15 protein-coding genes are annotated in these 17503 nt (G+C 44.1%); 14 read left to right on the top strand and 1 reads right to left on the bottom strand.

Annotation, left to right across the window (positions count from 1 at the left end):
• From A1D16_RS06700 to A1D16_RS06680, 5 genes are all read left to right on the top strand, one after another.
• Window positions 1-1384: TIGR02594 family protein (locus A1D16_RS06700; RefSeq protein WP_290708558.1), on the top strand; the 1384-nt coding region annotated here is incomplete at its 5' end.
• Window positions 1385-1395: 11 nt separating this feature from the next.
• Window positions 1396-1899 carry a hypothetical protein gene (locus A1D16_RS06695; protein WP_290708556.1) on the top strand — a complete coding sequence of 168 codons (504 nt, stop codon included), beginning with the start codon at window positions 1396-1398 and terminating at the stop codon, window positions 1897-1899.
• A 165-nt stretch (window positions 1900-2064) separates the two neighbouring features.
• Window positions 2065-2637, top strand: coding sequence for a Crp/Fnr family transcriptional regulator (locus A1D16_RS06690; protein ID WP_290708555.1), 573 nt, complete (start codon window positions 2065-2067; stop codon window positions 2635-2637).
• Window positions 2638-2741: 104 nt separating this feature from the next.
• The gene (locus tag A1D16_RS06685) at window positions 2742-3368 is read left to right on the top strand and encodes a hypothetical protein (RefSeq protein WP_290708554.1); all 627 of its coding nucleotides are present in this window, start codon (window positions 2742-2744) and stop codon (window positions 3366-3368) included.
• A gap of 10 nt (window positions 3369-3378) precedes the next feature.
• Window positions 3379-4308, top strand: coding sequence for an NAD(P)-dependent alcohol dehydrogenase (locus A1D16_RS06680; RefSeq protein ID WP_290708553.1), 930 nt, complete (start codon window positions 3379-3381; stop codon window positions 4306-4308).
• Window positions 4309-4408: 100 nt separating this feature from the next.
• Here the strand turns inward: A1D16_RS06680 and A1D16_RS06675 are convergent, their stop codons facing one another.
• Entirely contained in the window at window positions 4409-4765 is a 357-nt protein-coding gene (locus A1D16_RS06675) for a hypothetical protein (protein ID WP_290708552.1), read from the bottom strand.
• A gap of 312 nt (window positions 4766-5077) precedes the next feature.
• Between A1D16_RS06675 and A1D16_RS06670 the strand changes: the two genes are divergently transcribed.
• From A1D16_RS06670 to A1D16_RS06630, 9 genes are all read left to right on the top strand, one after another.
• Window positions 5078-5617 carry a hypothetical protein gene (locus A1D16_RS06670; protein WP_290708551.1) on the top strand — a complete coding sequence of 180 codons (540 nt, stop codon included), beginning with the start codon at window positions 5078-5080 and terminating at the stop codon, window positions 5615-5617.
• Window positions 5614-6627: a M20/M25/M40 family metallo-hydrolase gene (locus tag A1D16_RS06665; RefSeq protein ID WP_290708550.1), complete on the top strand. Its 1014-nt coding sequence runs from the start codon at window positions 5614-5616 to the stop codon at window positions 6625-6627. The genes A1D16_RS06670 and A1D16_RS06665 overlap by 4 nt, the downstream gene beginning before the upstream one ends.
• 52 nt (window positions 6628-6679) lie before the next feature.
• A complete protein-coding gene (locus A1D16_RS06660) occupies window positions 6680-7819 on the top strand; it encodes a serine hydrolase domain-containing protein (RefSeq protein ID WP_290708549.1) in 1140 nt (379 codons plus the stop codon).
• Between the two features lie 62 nt (window positions 7820-7881).
• A complete protein-coding gene (locus tag A1D16_RS06655; RefSeq protein ID WP_290708547.1) occupies window positions 7882-9039 on the top strand; it encodes a chromate transporter in 1158 nt (385 codons plus the stop codon).
• A 9-nt stretch (window positions 9040-9048) separates the two neighbouring features.
• The gene (locus A1D16_RS06650) at window positions 9049-9867 is read left to right on the top strand and encodes a chromate resistance protein ChrB domain-containing protein (protein ID WP_290708545.1); all 819 of its coding nucleotides are present in this window, start codon (window positions 9049-9051) and stop codon (window positions 9865-9867) included.
• Between the two features lie 420 nt (window positions 9868-10287).
• Complete coding sequence (locus A1D16_RS06645; protein WP_290708543.1) at window positions 10288-13338, top strand: TonB-dependent receptor; 3051 nt, start codon at window positions 10288-10290, stop codon at window positions 13336-13338.
• 21 nt (window positions 13339-13359) lie between these two features.
• Window positions 13360-14721: a RagB/SusD family nutrient uptake outer membrane protein gene (locus tag A1D16_RS06640; protein WP_290708541.1), complete on the top strand. Its 1362-nt coding sequence runs from the start codon at window positions 13360-13362 to the stop codon at window positions 14719-14721.
• Between the two features lie 24 nt (window positions 14722-14745).
• Entirely contained in the window at window positions 14746-16050 is a 1305-nt protein-coding gene (locus A1D16_RS06635; RefSeq protein WP_290708539.1) for a hypothetical protein, read from the top strand.
• 14 nt (window positions 16051-16064) lie between these two features.
• Window positions 16065-17501 carry a hypothetical protein gene (locus A1D16_RS06630; RefSeq protein ID WP_290708537.1) on the top strand — a complete coding sequence of 479 codons (1437 nt, stop codon included), beginning with the start codon at window positions 16065-16067 and terminating at the stop codon, window positions 17499-17501.
• The last annotated feature ends 2 nt before the right edge of the window (window positions 17502-17503 follow it).

Here is a 17503-nt window from a genome sequence, read left to right as displayed (position 1 = left end):
GGGCAATGTGCTGGCTACGGTATCGGATAAGAAAGTCGGGATAGACACCGATTCAGATGGAATCTATGATTATTTCCAGGCGGAAGTGGTTAGTGCCAGTGATTATTATCCATTCGGTATGTTGATGCCGGGTCGGCAGGTAGGTATGGGAATCAATATTCCGGGAGGCGAAGTGTCTGGGACTACCGAGGTGAACGGTTACCAGTTGCCGGTAGACCTGGTGTTATCGAGTCGCAGCGGTATTGAGCCGAGCGAATACGTAGCCAGTAACAGCATAGAGCTTTCCGGAGAGTTTGAAAGTGGTGCAACCGACGAATTCGATGCATATATTGCCGACGAAAGCTATGCCGGAACAGGTAACCAATACACCGGCGGCGGAATGTATGGGACAGCGGGCGTATACAGGTATGGATTTAATGGAAAAGAGAATGACAATGAGGTAAAAGGAACGGGCAATCAGCAGGATTATGGAATGAGGATCCATGATCCAAGGTTGGGACGGTTCTTAAGTGTGGATCCACTTTTTAAGTCATATACAATGCTAACGCCATATCAATACTCAAGCAATAGCCCAATTGGGTCAATTGATCTTGATGGCGAAGAATCAAAAGTAGTTGTTCATATTTTCGGTACCAGCCAGTCAAAGCCAATTTTGACAATAGAAAAAGAAGACAATAATATTCCAATACAAGATGGGTTTCATTATGAAGTTCATCAGTATAAAACGTTTAATAATGGGAAGGTTTTAAATACAAGTACATACAATTATATTGTAGATGACAACACAGGGAAAAAGGTGTTTTTATTTGGAGGATTGGCTTCAGCAGAAAAAGCACATTCTTCTCCATTTGGATTTAGACTTAGCAAAACTTCAATATCGACAATTTCAGCGCCATGGATGACAATAGCGGAAAAAGAAATTGGACAAGTTGAAATAAAAGAAAAAAACAAGCACAATGAACGAATAATAGAGTATCATTCAACTACTTCAGGTAAATTTCAAGATGATGAAACTGCATGGTGCTCTTCATTTGTTAACTGGACGATGGAAAAAGCTGGATACAGCGGTACTGGAAGTGCTAGAGCCCTTTCATGGAAAGACTGGGGCAAAAGCACAGGAGGAGAACCAGTTTTTGGTGCAATTGCGGTTATTGACTATGGCGGCGGCAAAGGGCATGTAGGATTCGTAACTGCTATTGATGGAGATAATATAACAATTTTGCTTGGGGGAAATCAAGGAGATCAAGTAAAAGAGTCGAAATTTAAGCGAAAAGATATTATAGACTATAGAGTTCCATCCAAATACACAATACCTTCTTCAGATAGGCAACTTAAAAAGAAAAGCATTAAAGGCAATAAAGAAACCCAAAAAAGCACTAGATAAAATAGGTAAATATGATTAGGTTAATCTTGTTTTTATCATTGTCAGGTTGTGGAAATATCACTACTAGGGAAATGGAAAAAATAATTATTGATAGTAATAGTGAAAAATCCGAAATGCCAACGAATAAAATATATTATCAGGAAAAAGAATACTATTATCAGTTTCAAAATGATACAGTTTTTCAAGAAATAAAAATCGATTTTCTAGATAACAATAGAATTGATTTTAAATATGTCACAAAAAATAACATCAAACAATGTGTAGATACAATTCAAGGTGTAGCTCTTAACAAACACCCAGATAGTGATCCTGAACTGGATAATGATGAAGAAGGATTCGGTTATCCTTCAATAGAATATTTATATGAAAAGGGTGAAAAAGTTTTAGCAATACGAATTGCAATGAAAACGAAAGACAAAGTTGTAATTAATGCGTCAGGGTTTGAAGTCTCAAATTGTCAATATATCAGTATTGGTATTCTGAGAAAACGAAACAATAATAATAATAAATGGTAATTTTGTTTTAACTCCACGGCAACGTCTACGGAGGTCAACCGCCTCGTTACTATAATATAGGGTGCTTCGAAATATGGGAGGAGCTCACGAGCAATGCACAGCAGCAGCGGGTAAGCGTTTTTTTAATACCTTTATTTTTTAGAATGCCGGTTTTATTGTTGAAAAATGGAGAATATACTTTTTGATTATGTGGCGCGTTATATCAACCTTTCCGATGAGGAAAAGCAGATTATCAGAGAACTGAGCCTGACTAAATATTGCAAAAAAGGAACCTGCGTGCTAGAGGCGGGAAAGAAATCACAGGATAATTATTTTGTGCTGAAAGGTTGTTTACGCTGTTACTATTTAATAGATGGTGAAGAAAAAACGACCGAGTTTTATACCGAATTGGATGTATTATCTCCTCCTTGCGTTAAAGACGGTACCTATTCTGACTACTATATTTCCTGTGTAGAAGACACGGTACTTTTAGTGTCTAACCCGCAAATAGAACAAGAATCATTTGCCCGGTTTCCACGATTTGAAATGCTGTGCAGGGTAATTTCGGAAAATGTAGCTGCTAAAACTAAAAAGGAACTGGATAACTTTAAAACATCCAGTCCGGAACAACGATATTTGCGACTCTTGCAGGAACGCCCGGATCTTTTTCAAAGAATACCTCAACATCAATTGGCAAGTTATTTGGGAATTACACCACAATCGCTCAGCAGACTACGGGGCAGACTCGTCAAAAAATAGGCCGCACTAAGCGTAGGTTGGCAAGAGATTTTCTTAACTTAAGTGTACGGGTTACGGTAGGTACCCCGTCTAATTTTGTAGGATCATTTACCTTAAAAAATGATATGCAAAATAAATTTTTACTCCTTAGCCTTGCCTTTATGCTGTCTTCCGGGTCACAACTCAATGCACAATATGCCCAAACAGACAGTACCTATAAAAAATGGTTCATTGGCAGCACCTTGTTTTTACTCGGTAACCTGTCTTCTACCAATCCCCCCGACTTTGTACAGCTAAATATTGGCTACCGGATTTCAGGAAATGATGTCATTACACTGGAACCAAAAACCTGGAAATACGCCTGGCCAAATGGCATTCACCCTTTTTTGAACAAGGCTTACGGCAAGCCGGAGGAAAAATTTCCTGGCTATGTTCGTGAATATGGCTTATCGGTGGCTTACCAACGGTTTGTATGGAATGGCCTGTATGCCGAACTCAATCTAATGCCTACGTTACAGGATTTTGTGAACAATAATGGCAAAAAGATGGACAGGGGTTTCCAGCTTTTTAATACCTACCGCATAGGGTACCATATTAAACTTTTTAAGGACCGGTTTTTTATTCAGCCATCTCTTGCAATTACGCACCGTGCTTATCATACCAAATTGCCGGATGGATTTAAGCAGTTGGATGATAAATGGTCCAAATTTGTTTACGGCGAACCTGGATTTCATTTTGGTATTAACTTCTAACCAGTATTACATGCAGAAAATGAAAGCTGCCGTATGCAGGCAATACGGTGCCCCCGAGGTTTTGCAAATTCAGGAAGTAAAGAAGCCTGTTTGCAGAAATGACGAGATTTTGGTTAGAATAATGGCCAGTTCCGTTAATTCAGGCGATGTAAAACTTCGTAGTCTTGCCGTTAGCGGCCTTCAGAAAATAGTAATGCAAATGGTGCTTGGTTTTTCCCGGCCAAGAAGATCGGTATTGGGTATGGTGTACGCTGGTATGGTGGTTGATACCGGAAAAAAGGTAAGCAGGTTTAAAGTAGGCGATAGGGTTTTTGGTATGACAGGGTTTAGCTTCGGTGCCTATGCAGAATACATCAACGTAAAAGAAAATAGCATCGTGCTTACAATGCCCGCTAATGCTGGTTTTGAGCAAGCCGCAGCCTTGCCATTTGGCTGGCATACTGCAATATATTTTTTTGAAAAAGCTGGTATCAATGCAAGCAAAAGAGCTTCGATACTGGTTTACGGCGCCAGTGGGTCGGTAGGTACAGCTGCTGTTCAGTTGGCTCACTATTTTAATGCGGAGCTCACGTCCGTTTGCAGCAGCGCTGGTAAAGATCTGCTACAAGGCCTGGGCGCTACTTCCATTATTTGTTACGATCAGGAGGATTTTACCCAATGCCAAAAAAAATTCGATCTCGTTTTTGATGCCGTGGGTAAAATTTCCAGGCAATCCTGTAAACACCTGCTTAACCAGGGCGGTCGGTTTGTAACCGTAGGCGGTTTGGATATGGCTGGTCAAAAACTTTCCCATCTACAACTTATCAGGGAATTATTTGAAAAAGGGAAATGCCAGGCTGTTATTGATAAAGTCTATCCGTTTAACGAAATCGTTGCGGCTAACCGGTATGTTGATAGCGGAAAAAAGAAAGGGAATGTAGTGCTCCTGCTGAATGAGTAGTTTAAAAAAAGAGCGGGCAATTGCCAAGGTCGGGTGCAGCAGATGTGTGAAGCCGGTCGTGGCGTTAAAGTGATGGTGTTTTTTCATACCTGCCGCCCGCTTACCTGGTTGCAGCAGGTATGATTATGGTGCCCGGAATAGGCAAGCCATTTTCCTTTGCTTTTTTTGCCTGCTGAAAATAGAACTGCACCAGGCTTGTATATAATTTGTTACGGGTTACATTTAAATAAACCTGGGCCGCATCTCTTCTTGCCGGATCTTCCATTATTTCCTTAGCAAAAGTATTTGCCATTGCCATCAATTGGTTGTTCTGTAACTGCTTCTCTGTTCGCTTTTTTTGCTTATTCTTTTGTGGCAGCATACAGATCACTGATTTGTTGCCATAGCGCTTCAATACAAACAGGTCTCCCAATTTGCCGCTGTATTCCTTCAGAATAGAAGTTGTACTACTTGCCATGGATGAGGGGGTTGGTGATGTATTAAATATAAATAATATAGGTGTAACAGCGCTAGGGTTGTACAAATATTATAGAATCTTTAAATACTTTAGATTGGGTATAGCTTCAGTAAATACCCTATCAAAACCCTATCAAAACCCTAGTAATACCCTATCAACATGCTCTTTTTAATGACCCGGCAAACCTCTTAAAACAGCCCGGAAGGCAGCTGTCACGGAGCGCCTTCCCGGTAGCTTGCTGCTTTAAAGCAGTAAATGTCCGTTGATCTGAATTCCGTAAATTGTAACCCTAACAACAATACTTAACCGAACATGAGATTTTTCCAGCAAACCCTGCTTGCAGGCTGTTTCCTGATTAGTACTGCAGGATTCGCCCAAAACAACGATTCGCTGATTATAGCCGCAATTGTTAAAGAAGCCAATGAGCACTCAGAATTGGAAACCATTGCCCATCAGCTAACCGATGGTATTGGTCCCCGCCTGGTTGGCACCCCGCAAATGAAAAAAGCCGCCGATTGGGCTATAGCCAAATACAAGGAATGGGGCATCCAGGCCAGGATCGAAAACTGGGGCGAATGGAGAGGCTGGGAGAGAGGCATCACCCATATTGACCTGGTATCGCCCCGCGTAAAATCACTGGAAGGCATGCAGCTTGCCTGGAGCCCCAGTACCAAAGGAAAAACTGTTACGGGTGAAACCATTATCCTGGCCGACCAGCCCGATTCTCTATCTTTTCAGAAATGGCTGCCAGCTGTTAAGGGAAAATTTGTGCTTATTTCCAGAACCAACCCACTGGCCGGCCAGATTATAACTGGCAGGAATGGGCCACCACCGCTTCTTTTGAGAAAATGAAAAAAGAACGCGATGCCCAAACCACTGCCTGGAGAAAACGTATCAGCAATACCGGTCTCAATGCAAAAGCACTGGCGCTGGCACTCGAAAATGCAGGCGCTGCGGGCGTAGTTATCTGCAATTGGTCTTCCGGATTCGGTGTTAATAAGATCTTTGGTGCCAATACCACTAAAATTCCAACCATAGATGTGGCCCTGGAAGATTATGGAATGTTATACCGCCTCACAGAATCGGGGGTAAAACCCGTTATCAGTGTTCGGGCGGATTCCAAAGAACTGGGTAAAGTTCCAACTTTTAACACCCTCGCGGAGATCAAAGGAACCGAGAAACCCAACGAATATGTAATGCTGTCCGCCCATTTCGATTCCTGGGACGGCGGTACCGGTGCTACAGACAACGCTACCGGCACCATTGTAATGATGGAAGCCATGCGCATACTCAGGAAAATTTATCCCAATCCCAAACGAACCATCCTGGTTGGCCATTGGGGTAGTGAAGAGCAGGGCTTGAATGGTTCCCGCGCTTTTGTAGAAGACCATGCCGAAATTGTAGACAACCTGCAGGCCCTGTTCAACCAGGATAATGGTACGGGCCGGGTGGCCAATATCTCCGGACAGGGTTTTTTGCATGCATACTCCTATATCGGTCGTTGGTTGTCGAAAGTACCCCAGGAGATCCGGGGAGAAATTGAAACCAGTTTCCCTGGATCGCCCAGTGGTGGTGGATCCGATTATGCCTCCTTTGTAGCGGTAGGTGCACCAGCTTTTTCCCTGAGTTCCAAAAGCTGGTCTTATGGCAATTACACCTGGCATACCAACCGCGATACTTATGATAAAATAGTGTTTGATGACGTCCGGAACAATGCCATTCTTACCGCAATCCTGGTATATATGGCTTGCGAGGATCCGGAAAAAACATCGCGCGAAAAAGCAGTATTGCCGATCAACTCCCGTAGCGGCAAACAAGCCGAATGGCCGGCGCAAAGAAAGGCGAACAGGACTGGGAATTAGTGAAGCTTGTTAAAAAACGGAAAGCGTATACTGAACAGTTAAAATTTAACCTATGTACAGGAGAATTATGCGAAGTTTTTCTTGGCTGTTAGTACTGGTTACTTACGCAGCGCAGGCGCAGGTGTCAACGGTGGAGCAATCTTTACAGGCAATCGTTGATGCAGGAAAAGCCGTGGGGTTTTCGGTGGCCGTTGTGAAAAAAAATAAACTGGTTTATACGCAATCCTTCGGATACAAAGAGCTTGCTGCCCGGATTCCTTTAAGCAATACGGATATTTTCCGTATTGCTTCTATTTCCAAATCCTTTTCTGCAACCGCAGTTTTACAGTTGGTGGAAGCGGGAAAACTGAACCTGCAGGACGATGTCAGTGAGCTGGTTGGATTTACCGTAAGAAATCCGCGTTTCCCGGATAAAGCCATTACACTGGAACACCTCTTATCACATCGCTCCGGCATCAATGACAGCCAGGGCTATTTTACCCTGGATGCTATTAACCCAGCTAAAAACCCCCATGCCGACAGTTGTTACAACCAGTATGCACCTGGTGACGGTTACCAGTATTGCAACCTTAATTTTAATATGGTCGGAACCATTATTGAAAAGTTCAGCGGAGAGCGGTTTGATCAATACATCAAACACCATATCCTGGACCCACTTAACCTGTATGGCGGGTATTGTGTAGACTCGCTTGATGCAGGTCGGTTTGCTACCCTCTATGAATACCGGAACGATACCCTGGGTTTCCTGGCTTCTCCCGCCGCTTATGCACCCAGGAGAGAAGAAATCAGCCAGTACACTATGGGTTATAGTACCCCTGTTTTTTCTCCTACCGGTGGTATGAAAATATCTGCCACTGACCTGGCCCGTTATATGCTCCTGCACATGAATTACGGGAAAACCAATGGTCAGCGGATTATTTCCAGAAAGCATAGCCGCCGCATGCAAACCCCTTTGTCTGAACAATCGGGCTATGGCCTGGCATTGCATGTTACCAAAACCCTGCTTCCTGGCAAAACCCTGGTGGGACATACCGGTTCGGCTTATGGATTACACAGCGCAATGTTTTTTGATCCCAAAGAAAAATATGGAATTGTTGTGATCAGCAACGGTTGTCTTCCTGCATATGAAGAGGGATTTAATAACGTTATTAAAGAGATTGTGTTGGAACTGTCATCGTTCTTCCAAAAGTAAATAGTGTGCTATTTTTTCCCTTTTTGCATAGCTAAACTTGTAAATAATAACAAGCAGCAAAAATGGAACTGTCAATCCGCTACCGGCTTTTTGATTTGGTAAAATATTTTCTTAAACTGGGAGCAATTGGTTTTGGAGGCCCGGTAGCGTTGGTGGCCCATATGCACAGAGATCTTGTAGAACAAAGAAACTGGATTTCTGAAGAAGAATATAAAGAAGGACTTTCGCTTGCGCAACTTGCACCGGGTCCTCTTGCAGCACAGTTGGCAATTTATATAGGGTTTATTCATTTTGGCTTAATCGGCGCAACGCTGGTGGGTTTTGCATTTATAATGCCGTCCTTTTTAATGGTGCTGGCCCTTGGTTATTTATATGTAGTATACGATGGAATTGGCTGGATCCAGGCGGTCTTCTATGGAGTTGGTGCAACAGTAATGGCTATAATAGCCGTATCTGCCTATAAACTTTCAATAAAAAGCCTGGGAAAAAATAAGATCTACTGGATCATCGCATTCCTACTGGCAATCAACACGTTTATTACAGAAAAGGAAAGTAGTTGGTTACTATTGGCGGCAGGAGGGCTCAGTTGGTGGTTATCAAAAAAACGCGGGCATACTCAGGTATTGAACGGAATACAAACACTGTTTTTATTCTGGCAACAAACCGTACAAGTTCAGGAGAACGAAAAACTCACTACTATTGGGCTTTTTTTCTTAAAGGCAGGAGCTTTTGTTTTTGGCAGTGGCCTGGCAATAGTGCCATTTTTATACGGGTCGGTGGTAAATGAATACCATTGGTTAAATGATCAGCAATTTCTTGATGCAGTGGCGGTGGCAATGATTACGCCCGGACCAGTTGTTATCACCGTCGGATTTATAGGTTACCTTACTGCTGGTTGGATGGGCGCTGTAGTTGCATCCCTGGCAACTTTTTTACCCTGTTACCTGTTTACAGTATTACCTGCTCCCTATTTCAAGAAATATGGGAAAAAAGCCGGAATCAAAGAATTTGTGGAAGGTGTCACAGCCGGAGCAATTGGTGCAATTATTGGTGCAGTAGTGGTTTTAGGAAAAAGGCAGTTTACGGATTTTCCTTCGATTGTGCTCGCGCTACTGGTGTTGATCATACTCATCCGGTTTAAAAAAATCCCGGAACCTGTATTGATCCTGTTGGGAGCGGGCGTTGGACTTGTACTTAAATTACTATTTCCCGATCTATAATTATTCCGCATGAAATGGATTACACGCGAACGACCAAAGGTTGACAGAATAGCCTGTCCCTGGCTGATCCGCCGTTTTATTGATCCCGAAGCTGTTTTTCTTTTTGTTCCTTTCGACCAGGTGCACACATTGGCAGTTACAGAATCGGCCATCCCTTTTGATGTGCCGGGTGTAAAATTTTCCCATGATGGTCCATATTGCAGCTTTGATGCTTTTTTGAAAGAATATAAACTGGACGAACCGGCTTTACGTAGAATGGCTGTTATCGTGCGAGGCGCTGATACTGATCAACACCAACTTGCTCCGGAAGTGGCGGGATGGTGGGCCCTGTCTTCGGGCCTTTCCTATACGATAAAAGATGATCAGGAACTATTGTCTGTGGGACTAATACTATACGACGCCTTGTATAACTGGGCCCGGTTTCTGCAGCATGAAACTCATTTACAACAACCCAATGAATCTATGCTCTGGAAACTATACAGCAGCTTGCTGGAAAAAAATAACCGAAAGAAAAAACATACTCCCCAATGGGTGCAGGAGCTGAGAACCATTTTGCAGGATCATATCGATACAGCCCTTAGTCTGAAAGAAGTTTCACAATCACTTGATCTCCATCCGTCTTATATTTCAAGGGAATTTCCAGCATACTTTAATAACCTGAGTTTTGGCGACTACCTTCGCCAACAACGTATTGAAAAGGCTAAAGAACTAATGTTAGAGCAAGCCTATTCACTAACGGATATAACCTACCTTACCGGCTTTTCAGACCAAAGTCATTTTACGCGTATTTTTAAAAAGGTAACAGGTGTTAATCCACTTCAGTACTAGACGAAACTTATTAAAAAAAATCCGCCCGGAAAATTTCCCCTAAAAAAATCAATGAATTTGGAGAGATGGGAATTATGTAGTTATTTTGTCTATCTAATCGGTAGACTAATAAATAGAAAGATTTTTCGCTGTTAACCACCAGCAGGAAAAATCGGTCTGCTTAAAAAATTATTGTTATGATACAGGTATCAAAAGCTGCTCCTTCCAGGAGTAGGGTGGTTGTTCAGGCGCATTATTTTTCTTCGCAGTATTGTTGTTGCTGATAGCGCTTTCTCCCCAATTTATTAAAACAAATTTAGTGCGGTAATTGCCAGCCGGCTGTTTCATGGCTGGTGGTTAATACTGTTGCACACTGCTTTGATCTGTCGGTTTATAACTGGCACAGGACTTCTATTCCCTTACTTTTCACAAATATTCCCCATGTATAGCAAGTATGCTGTAAAGCATTTCTATTTTTTTGTGTTGGTATTATTGGCCAACCAGGTAATTGCACAAACCAACAAAGATTCTATTCCGGAAAATGCCCTCACCGGCATTGTTATAGATAGTAAGTCACAACAACCACTGGCTGGTGCAGTGGTGCAGGCAAAGGATCTGCCATTGGAAGTAATAACCGATAAAAATGGCCGGTTCCTGTTAAAAGGCATCAGGCAACTGCCCGTGGTGCTACTGATAACCTATGTTGGTTATGAGCGATTGGAACAAACGGTATCGAGCCGGGTCAATCAATTTCAGTTACAACCTAAACCCGGCGATCTGAATGAAGTGGTGGTGGTTGGATACGGCACCCAAAAGCGTTCAGATATTACTGGTTCTGTAGCAAAGATCAATCCCGCTGAGTTGAAACGCATACCGGTGGCAAGTTTTGATGCGCAATTGCAGGGCGCTTCTCCGGGGTTGCAGGTAATCTCAAATTCAGGGGTGCCGGGCGAAGCTGCGTTTGTACGGGTACGTGGTACTACATCTATCAACTCCAGCAGCGATCCCCTTTATATTATTGACGGGGTTTTCCTGAATAATAACAGCCTTCAAACCACCAACCTGGGGGGTAGAACCACCTCTCCGCTGGCCGATATTAATCCTGCTGATATTGAAAGCATTGAAGTGCTGAAAGACGCGTCGGCTACGGCCATTTACGGTTCACGCGGAGCCAACGGAGTAATAATTGTAACCACTAAAAAAGGACAATACAATGCCAAGCCCAAACTTTCACTGGCTATATCTAATGGTTGGGTAGAAGCGGATAAAACTACTTTGCCTAAACTGGCATCGGGTCCGGAAACGGCGCGCCTTGCCAATGAATACTGGATTAACTCAGGCATTGATAACCCTGCTTTGAACAGAACCTTTGCCAATCGTCCATTTCGTCCGAAGGCAGAAGGCGGCGCCGGCTTACCGGAAGAACAGGAAACCTATGACCGCCTGGGCGATCTTTTAAGAAAAGGTAGGGTGCAGGATTATAATCTTTCTCTGGAAGGAGGTACCAATGGCTCGCGCTATTACCTGGGTGCAGGTTATACAGATCAGGACGCGTTTTTTAAAGTAATAGGTTTTAACCGGGTGGGTGTAAAATTCAATTTTGACCAGAAACTAACCGACCGGATCAGTTTCGGATTAACCAATAATTTTTCGCGCAGCTATCGCAACCAGGCCCGCACAGGCGATGGCCCACAGGTTAGCTTATGGAATTCTGCGGTTTCTGCCGCAACCTATTCGCCCAAGTTTGCCGAAGATGGTACGTCGGTTGGATCCGATAATACCTATGTATTAATGGAGAACTATGCGGTTAATACTAAAAGTATCCGCTACGTAGGTAGTGCATACCTCGATGCTCAGCTTGCCAAGGGACTAAAGTTCAGAAGCAGTTTCAGCCTTGACTATAATACCTATGACGAAGCACAATACTGGAATTCCAAAACAAGTATAGGTCGGGCAGCCAACGGGCAGGCTATTTCAGCCATTTCGCAAAACAATACCTGGATCAATGAGCAAACCCTTACTTACCAGACCAAATGGGGGTTACATGGACTTACTGCTCTGGCAGGCAATACCATTCAAAGCAGTGACCTTGCCTATACCTATGCAGAAGGGCGCGGCTTTGCGAATGATAATTACAGGTTGATTTCTGCTGCTTCCATTCAAACATCGTCTGAGTCCTATACAAAGTTTACCCTCTCTTCATTATTTGGAAGAATCGGGTATAACTATGCCTCCCGGTATTTTGCGGAAGCTACTGTTCGGGCAGATGGTTCTTCCAAATTCGGCGCCAACAAACGCTGGGGCTATTTCCCCGCTTTTTCCGTAGGCTGGAGAATGAAAGAAGAATCTTTTCTAAAAAATCTTAGCTGGTTAAATGAATTGAAACTACGTGCCTCTTATGGTATAACGGGTAACCAGTCGGGCATCGATAATTTTGCTTCGCGGGGGTTGTGGTCAGGCGGTTCGGGGTATGCTGATGTGGCGGGTACGCCACTGCCAGGTATTGGTCCCCGGCAATTGGGCAACCAGAACCTGAGTTGGGAAAAAACCGCTCAAACCGATATCGGTATAGACCTCTCCCTCAATAATAACCGGCTGTCCATAACAGCCGACTGGTACAGGAAATATACATCGGGAATTCTTTTGCAACAACCACTTCCCTCTTCCAGTGGCTTTAGTTCTTACTGGGAAAATGTGGGGGAGTTAAGCAATACCGGTTGGGAACTGACCATTCAGCATGTTAACCTGAACGAACGGAATTTCAGCTGGCGCACCAGCCTGAATATTTCCGGTAACCGTAATAAGATCGAGCGCCTGCCCACACCCATTACCCGCTATACCCGCGATTGGGTGATACTGCAGGAAGGTTATTCGATGAACTCTTTCTGGCTGTACCAGCAGCTGTATGTTGATCCTAAAACAGGCGATGCTGTATTTGAAGGACAGGAAGATGGGTTAACAGTAGAAGACAGGAAAATAATGAACAGTTTTTATCCGAAATTTTATGGAGGCATAACAAATTCTTTCACGTATCGCCAATTTGACCTGAGTTTTCTTTTCAGTTTTCAATATGGAAATTATTCGCTCAACCTGCAACGTTATTTCCGGGAAAGGAATCCGCTGAGCGGAGGAGTATTAACCAATCTTTCCAACCGCTGGCAGAAAGAAGGGGACCAGACAGATATGCCGAGATTAACTTCCGTGGGCAATAATTATTCACTCGATCAGAACAGTCGTTACCTCGAAGATGCTTCCTTTCTCCGGTTAAGGCAGCTGTCACTGGGTTATAATCTTCCGGCAAAATGGGCACATAGGGCTTTGCTGAAATCGGCCCGTGTTTATGCCGTAGCTACCAATTTATTCCTCCTGACCAAGTATACCGGCGACCCGGAATCGAATGTGACCTCTGATCCTACCGCCCAGGGTATCGGATCATTTGGAACGCCCCCGCAACCACGTGGCTTTCAATTCGGCCTCAACCTTACCCTATAATCATTTTAAGTTTTGAACATTATGAAAAAAATTATTGTACCTATAAGTATACTGGCAGTAGTTCAATTCAGCTCCTGCAAAAAAATCCTGGAAGTTGATCCGGTTGAATTTACGTCGGATGATATTACCATTGTTGATGAAAATTCGGCCCGAACGGCAGTAAGAGGGGTGTATAACCAGCTTGCCTCCAACGGTTATTATGGTTACACGTTTCAAACCCTGGGTTTTTTCTCGGGCGATAATATACAGTATACCGGTTCGCAAACCGTCAACAACCAACTTACGAACCATGATGTAAAAGCGGATTTATCTGCTTTATCCACGGCCTGGTCGGCGATTTATAATACAATTAACCGGGCCAATCATGTAATTGAAAAAGTGCCAGCTCTTACTAGTACTTCAACCCTTACGCAAGCGGTAAAAGACCAGTTGGTGGGAGAGGCCTATTTTATCCGGGCAATCAGTTATTTTGACCTGGCAAGAACCTGGGGCGGTGTGCAATTAGTACTGGAGCCTACCAAATCGGCCAGTGAACGCCCCAGCCTGTCTCGGAGTACATTGGAAGAAACCTATCAACAGGTAATAAGTGACCTGGAAACGGCGGAAGGTCTTTTGCCGGCCACAACCAACCGGATACGTGCTACCCGTAAAACGGTGTGGGCCCTTCGTTCCCGGGTTCATCTGTACCGGCAGGAATGGGCATTGGCAGAAACCTATGCCTCCCAATTATTGGACGATGTTGCCAATTATGCACTGGTGCAACCTTACCAGAATTTTTTCGCCAATAATAGTTCCAATACCAGTGAGTCTGTTTTGGAATTGTATTACAGCACCGCAGTTACGAATAACCAGGCTTCTCAGTGGTTACCCACCACCAAGGGAGGAGTAGGTTGGATCCGCCCTACCGACCAACTAGTGCAATTACTCAATGACCCTGGTCGCGGAGGCAACCGGAGCAGCCTTTTGCAAAAACAGGTAATAAGCGGCGTTGATAACTGGTTCGGGAACCTATACTACCGGGCAGATCGTACAGATCCGGCTTTCCTGATTCGGGTTGCGGAAGTACTGTTGAATCGGGCAGAAGCCAGGGCTAACCAGGATAAACTCGAAACAGCACTTACCGATCTCAATAAAATAAGGTCCCGTGCAGGTATTCCGCTCCTGGAAGAAACCGCTGATAAGAACGAGTTGTTACTGGCTATTGAACAGGAACGCAGGCTGGAGTTTGCACTTGAAAACCACCGTTGGTATGACCTGGTACGTACGAACCGCGCGGCTGCAGTATTGGGTATAACGGATCCCAATAAATTAGTGCTGCCCCTTCCTTTCCGGGAATTACTGGTTGATCCGCAGTTAGTACAAAATCCCGGGTACGGCGAATAATCCCTAACGTATCAATAAACAGCTATGTCAGCTACTTTCACCTCTTTGTATTTCAGGACCTTGCTTATTTTCGGTACCCTGTTATCGCTTCCTTTCAACGAATCGTATTACAGGTATTTGTTTTCCATAAAATTCAGTCAACTGAATTTTATGGATCTGTTTCAACTCCTGCATCATCGTCCGGGCATTGTATCATTCGGTACTGCCGGAAAGGAAACTTATATAGGTTGGATCCTTACCCTGCTGGTTGCATTTTTAATTGCCTATTTGTGGCAAAAACGGGAAAAAGGGGCAGCAACTGCTGCCTCCTTTTATCAACTGTTGTACGATTTTTTGCGGATCCGTTTATCCATTGGCGGCTTGTTTTATGGTGTGCTTTTATTGTTGTCCTTATATTTTCCGCAACCTGCACTAAGTGATCTGCATTCCCAATACGGTCAGTTGGCGCCCTGGAAAATTTACTTTCTCTCGTCGGCTGTTGCTGCTGCCGGGTATAGCCAAACCATTGGTTTTTTGCTGGTTTTGGGTGCCCTGTTATTGCTATGGAAACGCACTATGGTAGCGGGCTTAATTCTTCTCCTGTTTATCTTAAGCAATGTGGTGTTGGCAAATTTTGCCTATTCGATTGGAGATCATTTGCAGGCCAGTTTTCTTTTTTTGCTGGCACTGACACTATTACTACCTGAACTACCCAGGCTTTATTCCTTATTAGTTCTTCGCAGAAAAACCATTGCAGCTGTACCGGAAAAGCAAAGCAGTCCGGTGCTGGAATCTATCCGGAAAACAGGTATCGTGTTGTATGTTCTAACGGCCCTGGTATTTGTTTCCCTGGCTGCATTTGGAACCGACGCAGCCTATTGGCCGTATACCCGGTTTGAATATTTTAACGGCATCGCAGGATATTACCAGGTCAGCACATTTCAATTGGCTGGAAAGGATTATCCGCCTTCCCTCACCGATAGTACCCGTTGGAAAGACCTGGTGTTTGAGCAGGGTCCATTACTGAGTATTCGAAAAAACCATCCCGAAACTTTTTATGAAAATACGCCAGCAGCAGTTTGGGAAAAAAGGCAGCCCGATCTCTACCTCGCAGCCGGCAATGCCGACCGTCGTTTTTATTCTTACACCGTTGCCGAGGATTCTATCCGCTTGCTGGACCTGGTTACGCGGGAACCGGCCTATACGTTTAAATTATCACGGCCGGATGCTGGTAAAGTGGTTTTGAACGGATCGGGACCCGATGGAAACCCCCTGGCTATTACACTTGAAAAAATTAACAAGCAATACCTCTTGTACAAAGGGAGAAGAAAACCTATTGTAATCAACTGATAAACGACCATTCTATGTTGTTGAATTCTCTTAGTTTACCCGGTTATGGCAAATATGACCCATCCAAGCTGGTAGATCAGCCAGCTACTGTATTTAAGAAATTTGGGATCCGCTGGCTTTTCCTGTTTGTGTTACTATTTGTGGTGCCCTTTGAATGGGAGTGGTACCAGCGGCTTACAGAATCACGCTCCTTTTTTTGGTACCTGTCGGCAATTGCCGGATACAGGCCCAACCTGGTAGAGATTCAATCCGAAAGCGGACGCTGGGGATTAGCGGGCTATGCCAGTTGGGGCATAGTGGCATTGATTGCCCTGGGCGGAGCACTTATCTGGACCCTGGTTGCACGCTGGTTGCCCAAAATAAATTATGCCGCTATTTATTACTGGACCAAAGTATTGATCCGCTACCGAATAGCGTTGGGTATTATAGCATTTGGTTTTTTGAAAGTATACCCGATGCAAATGCCGTTTCCCGGAATATCTAACCTGGCGACCGATTTCGGCGAATACAATACCTATAAAATTTACTGGCAGCATATTGGTATTTCAACCTGGTACCAGGTTTTATTAGGCTGGGTGGAAGTAATAGCAGGTGTATTGCTGTTTTTCCGACCTACTGTTTTTTTGGGCGCATTGCTCAATGCAGGTGTACTGTTTAATATAGCCCATGCAAATTTTGCGTATGACGGAGGAGTACATGTTTACAGTTCTTTTTTTGTATTATTTGCATTGATCCTGCTAATTCCCTACCTGGTTGAACTGTGGAAATTATATGTCTTGAAGCAGGAGGTAACGCCTGCCGATTATCTGCCGGTTTATTCTCCCCCTGTAAAAAAGATACTGCTGACGGTAAAAGTAGGGATCGTGTTATTGTTTACCGTGGTATATGGGGCCTTGCGTTACCAGGTGCATTATAAAGAGGGGTATCTGAAGGAGCCGATAAGTCCCGGACTGGCCAATGCCAAAGGCCTGTACACGGTAACCGAATTCCGGTTAAATAACCAGCTCTTACCGTATGATCCGCAGGATTCTGTTCGCTGGCAACAGGTAATGCTGGAGAACTGGAGTACGCTTGTTTATAAAGTCAATAAACCTTTTCCAATTTCGCTGGCCAATGGTACGCCTAATGAAAAGGATATTGATCGTACCTATGAATTAGCGGGCATTGGCGGAGGTAAACGATTCCTGTATTATACAATTGACTCGGTGCACCAAACCCTCACCCTTTTTGATAAGAACAAGCAGCGCGATGGTAGAAACCGCTCGCGGGGCGCTGCTGCTGCCAAAAAACAGGAAACGGAAAAAAAGGACAAACCGTTATACACCTGGCATTATGAGCGGCCTACGGCTGACCGGCTCCTGCTTCGTGGTTCATATGGAACCAGGGATTCGATTTATGTAGTATTAGACAGAACCAAGGATGCGTTTGCGCTTCAATCATTCACTCAATAATA

It is taken from the genome of Flavihumibacter sp. CACIAM 22H1, from assembly GCF_001601815.1.
In the GTDB taxonomy this organism is placed as follows: domain Bacteria; phylum Bacteroidota; class Bacteroidia; order Chitinophagales; family Chitinophagaceae; genus Flavihumibacter.
The sequence above is the reverse complement of the archived record's forward strand: the minus strand, read 5'-3'. Positions and strand labels throughout refer to the sequence as shown.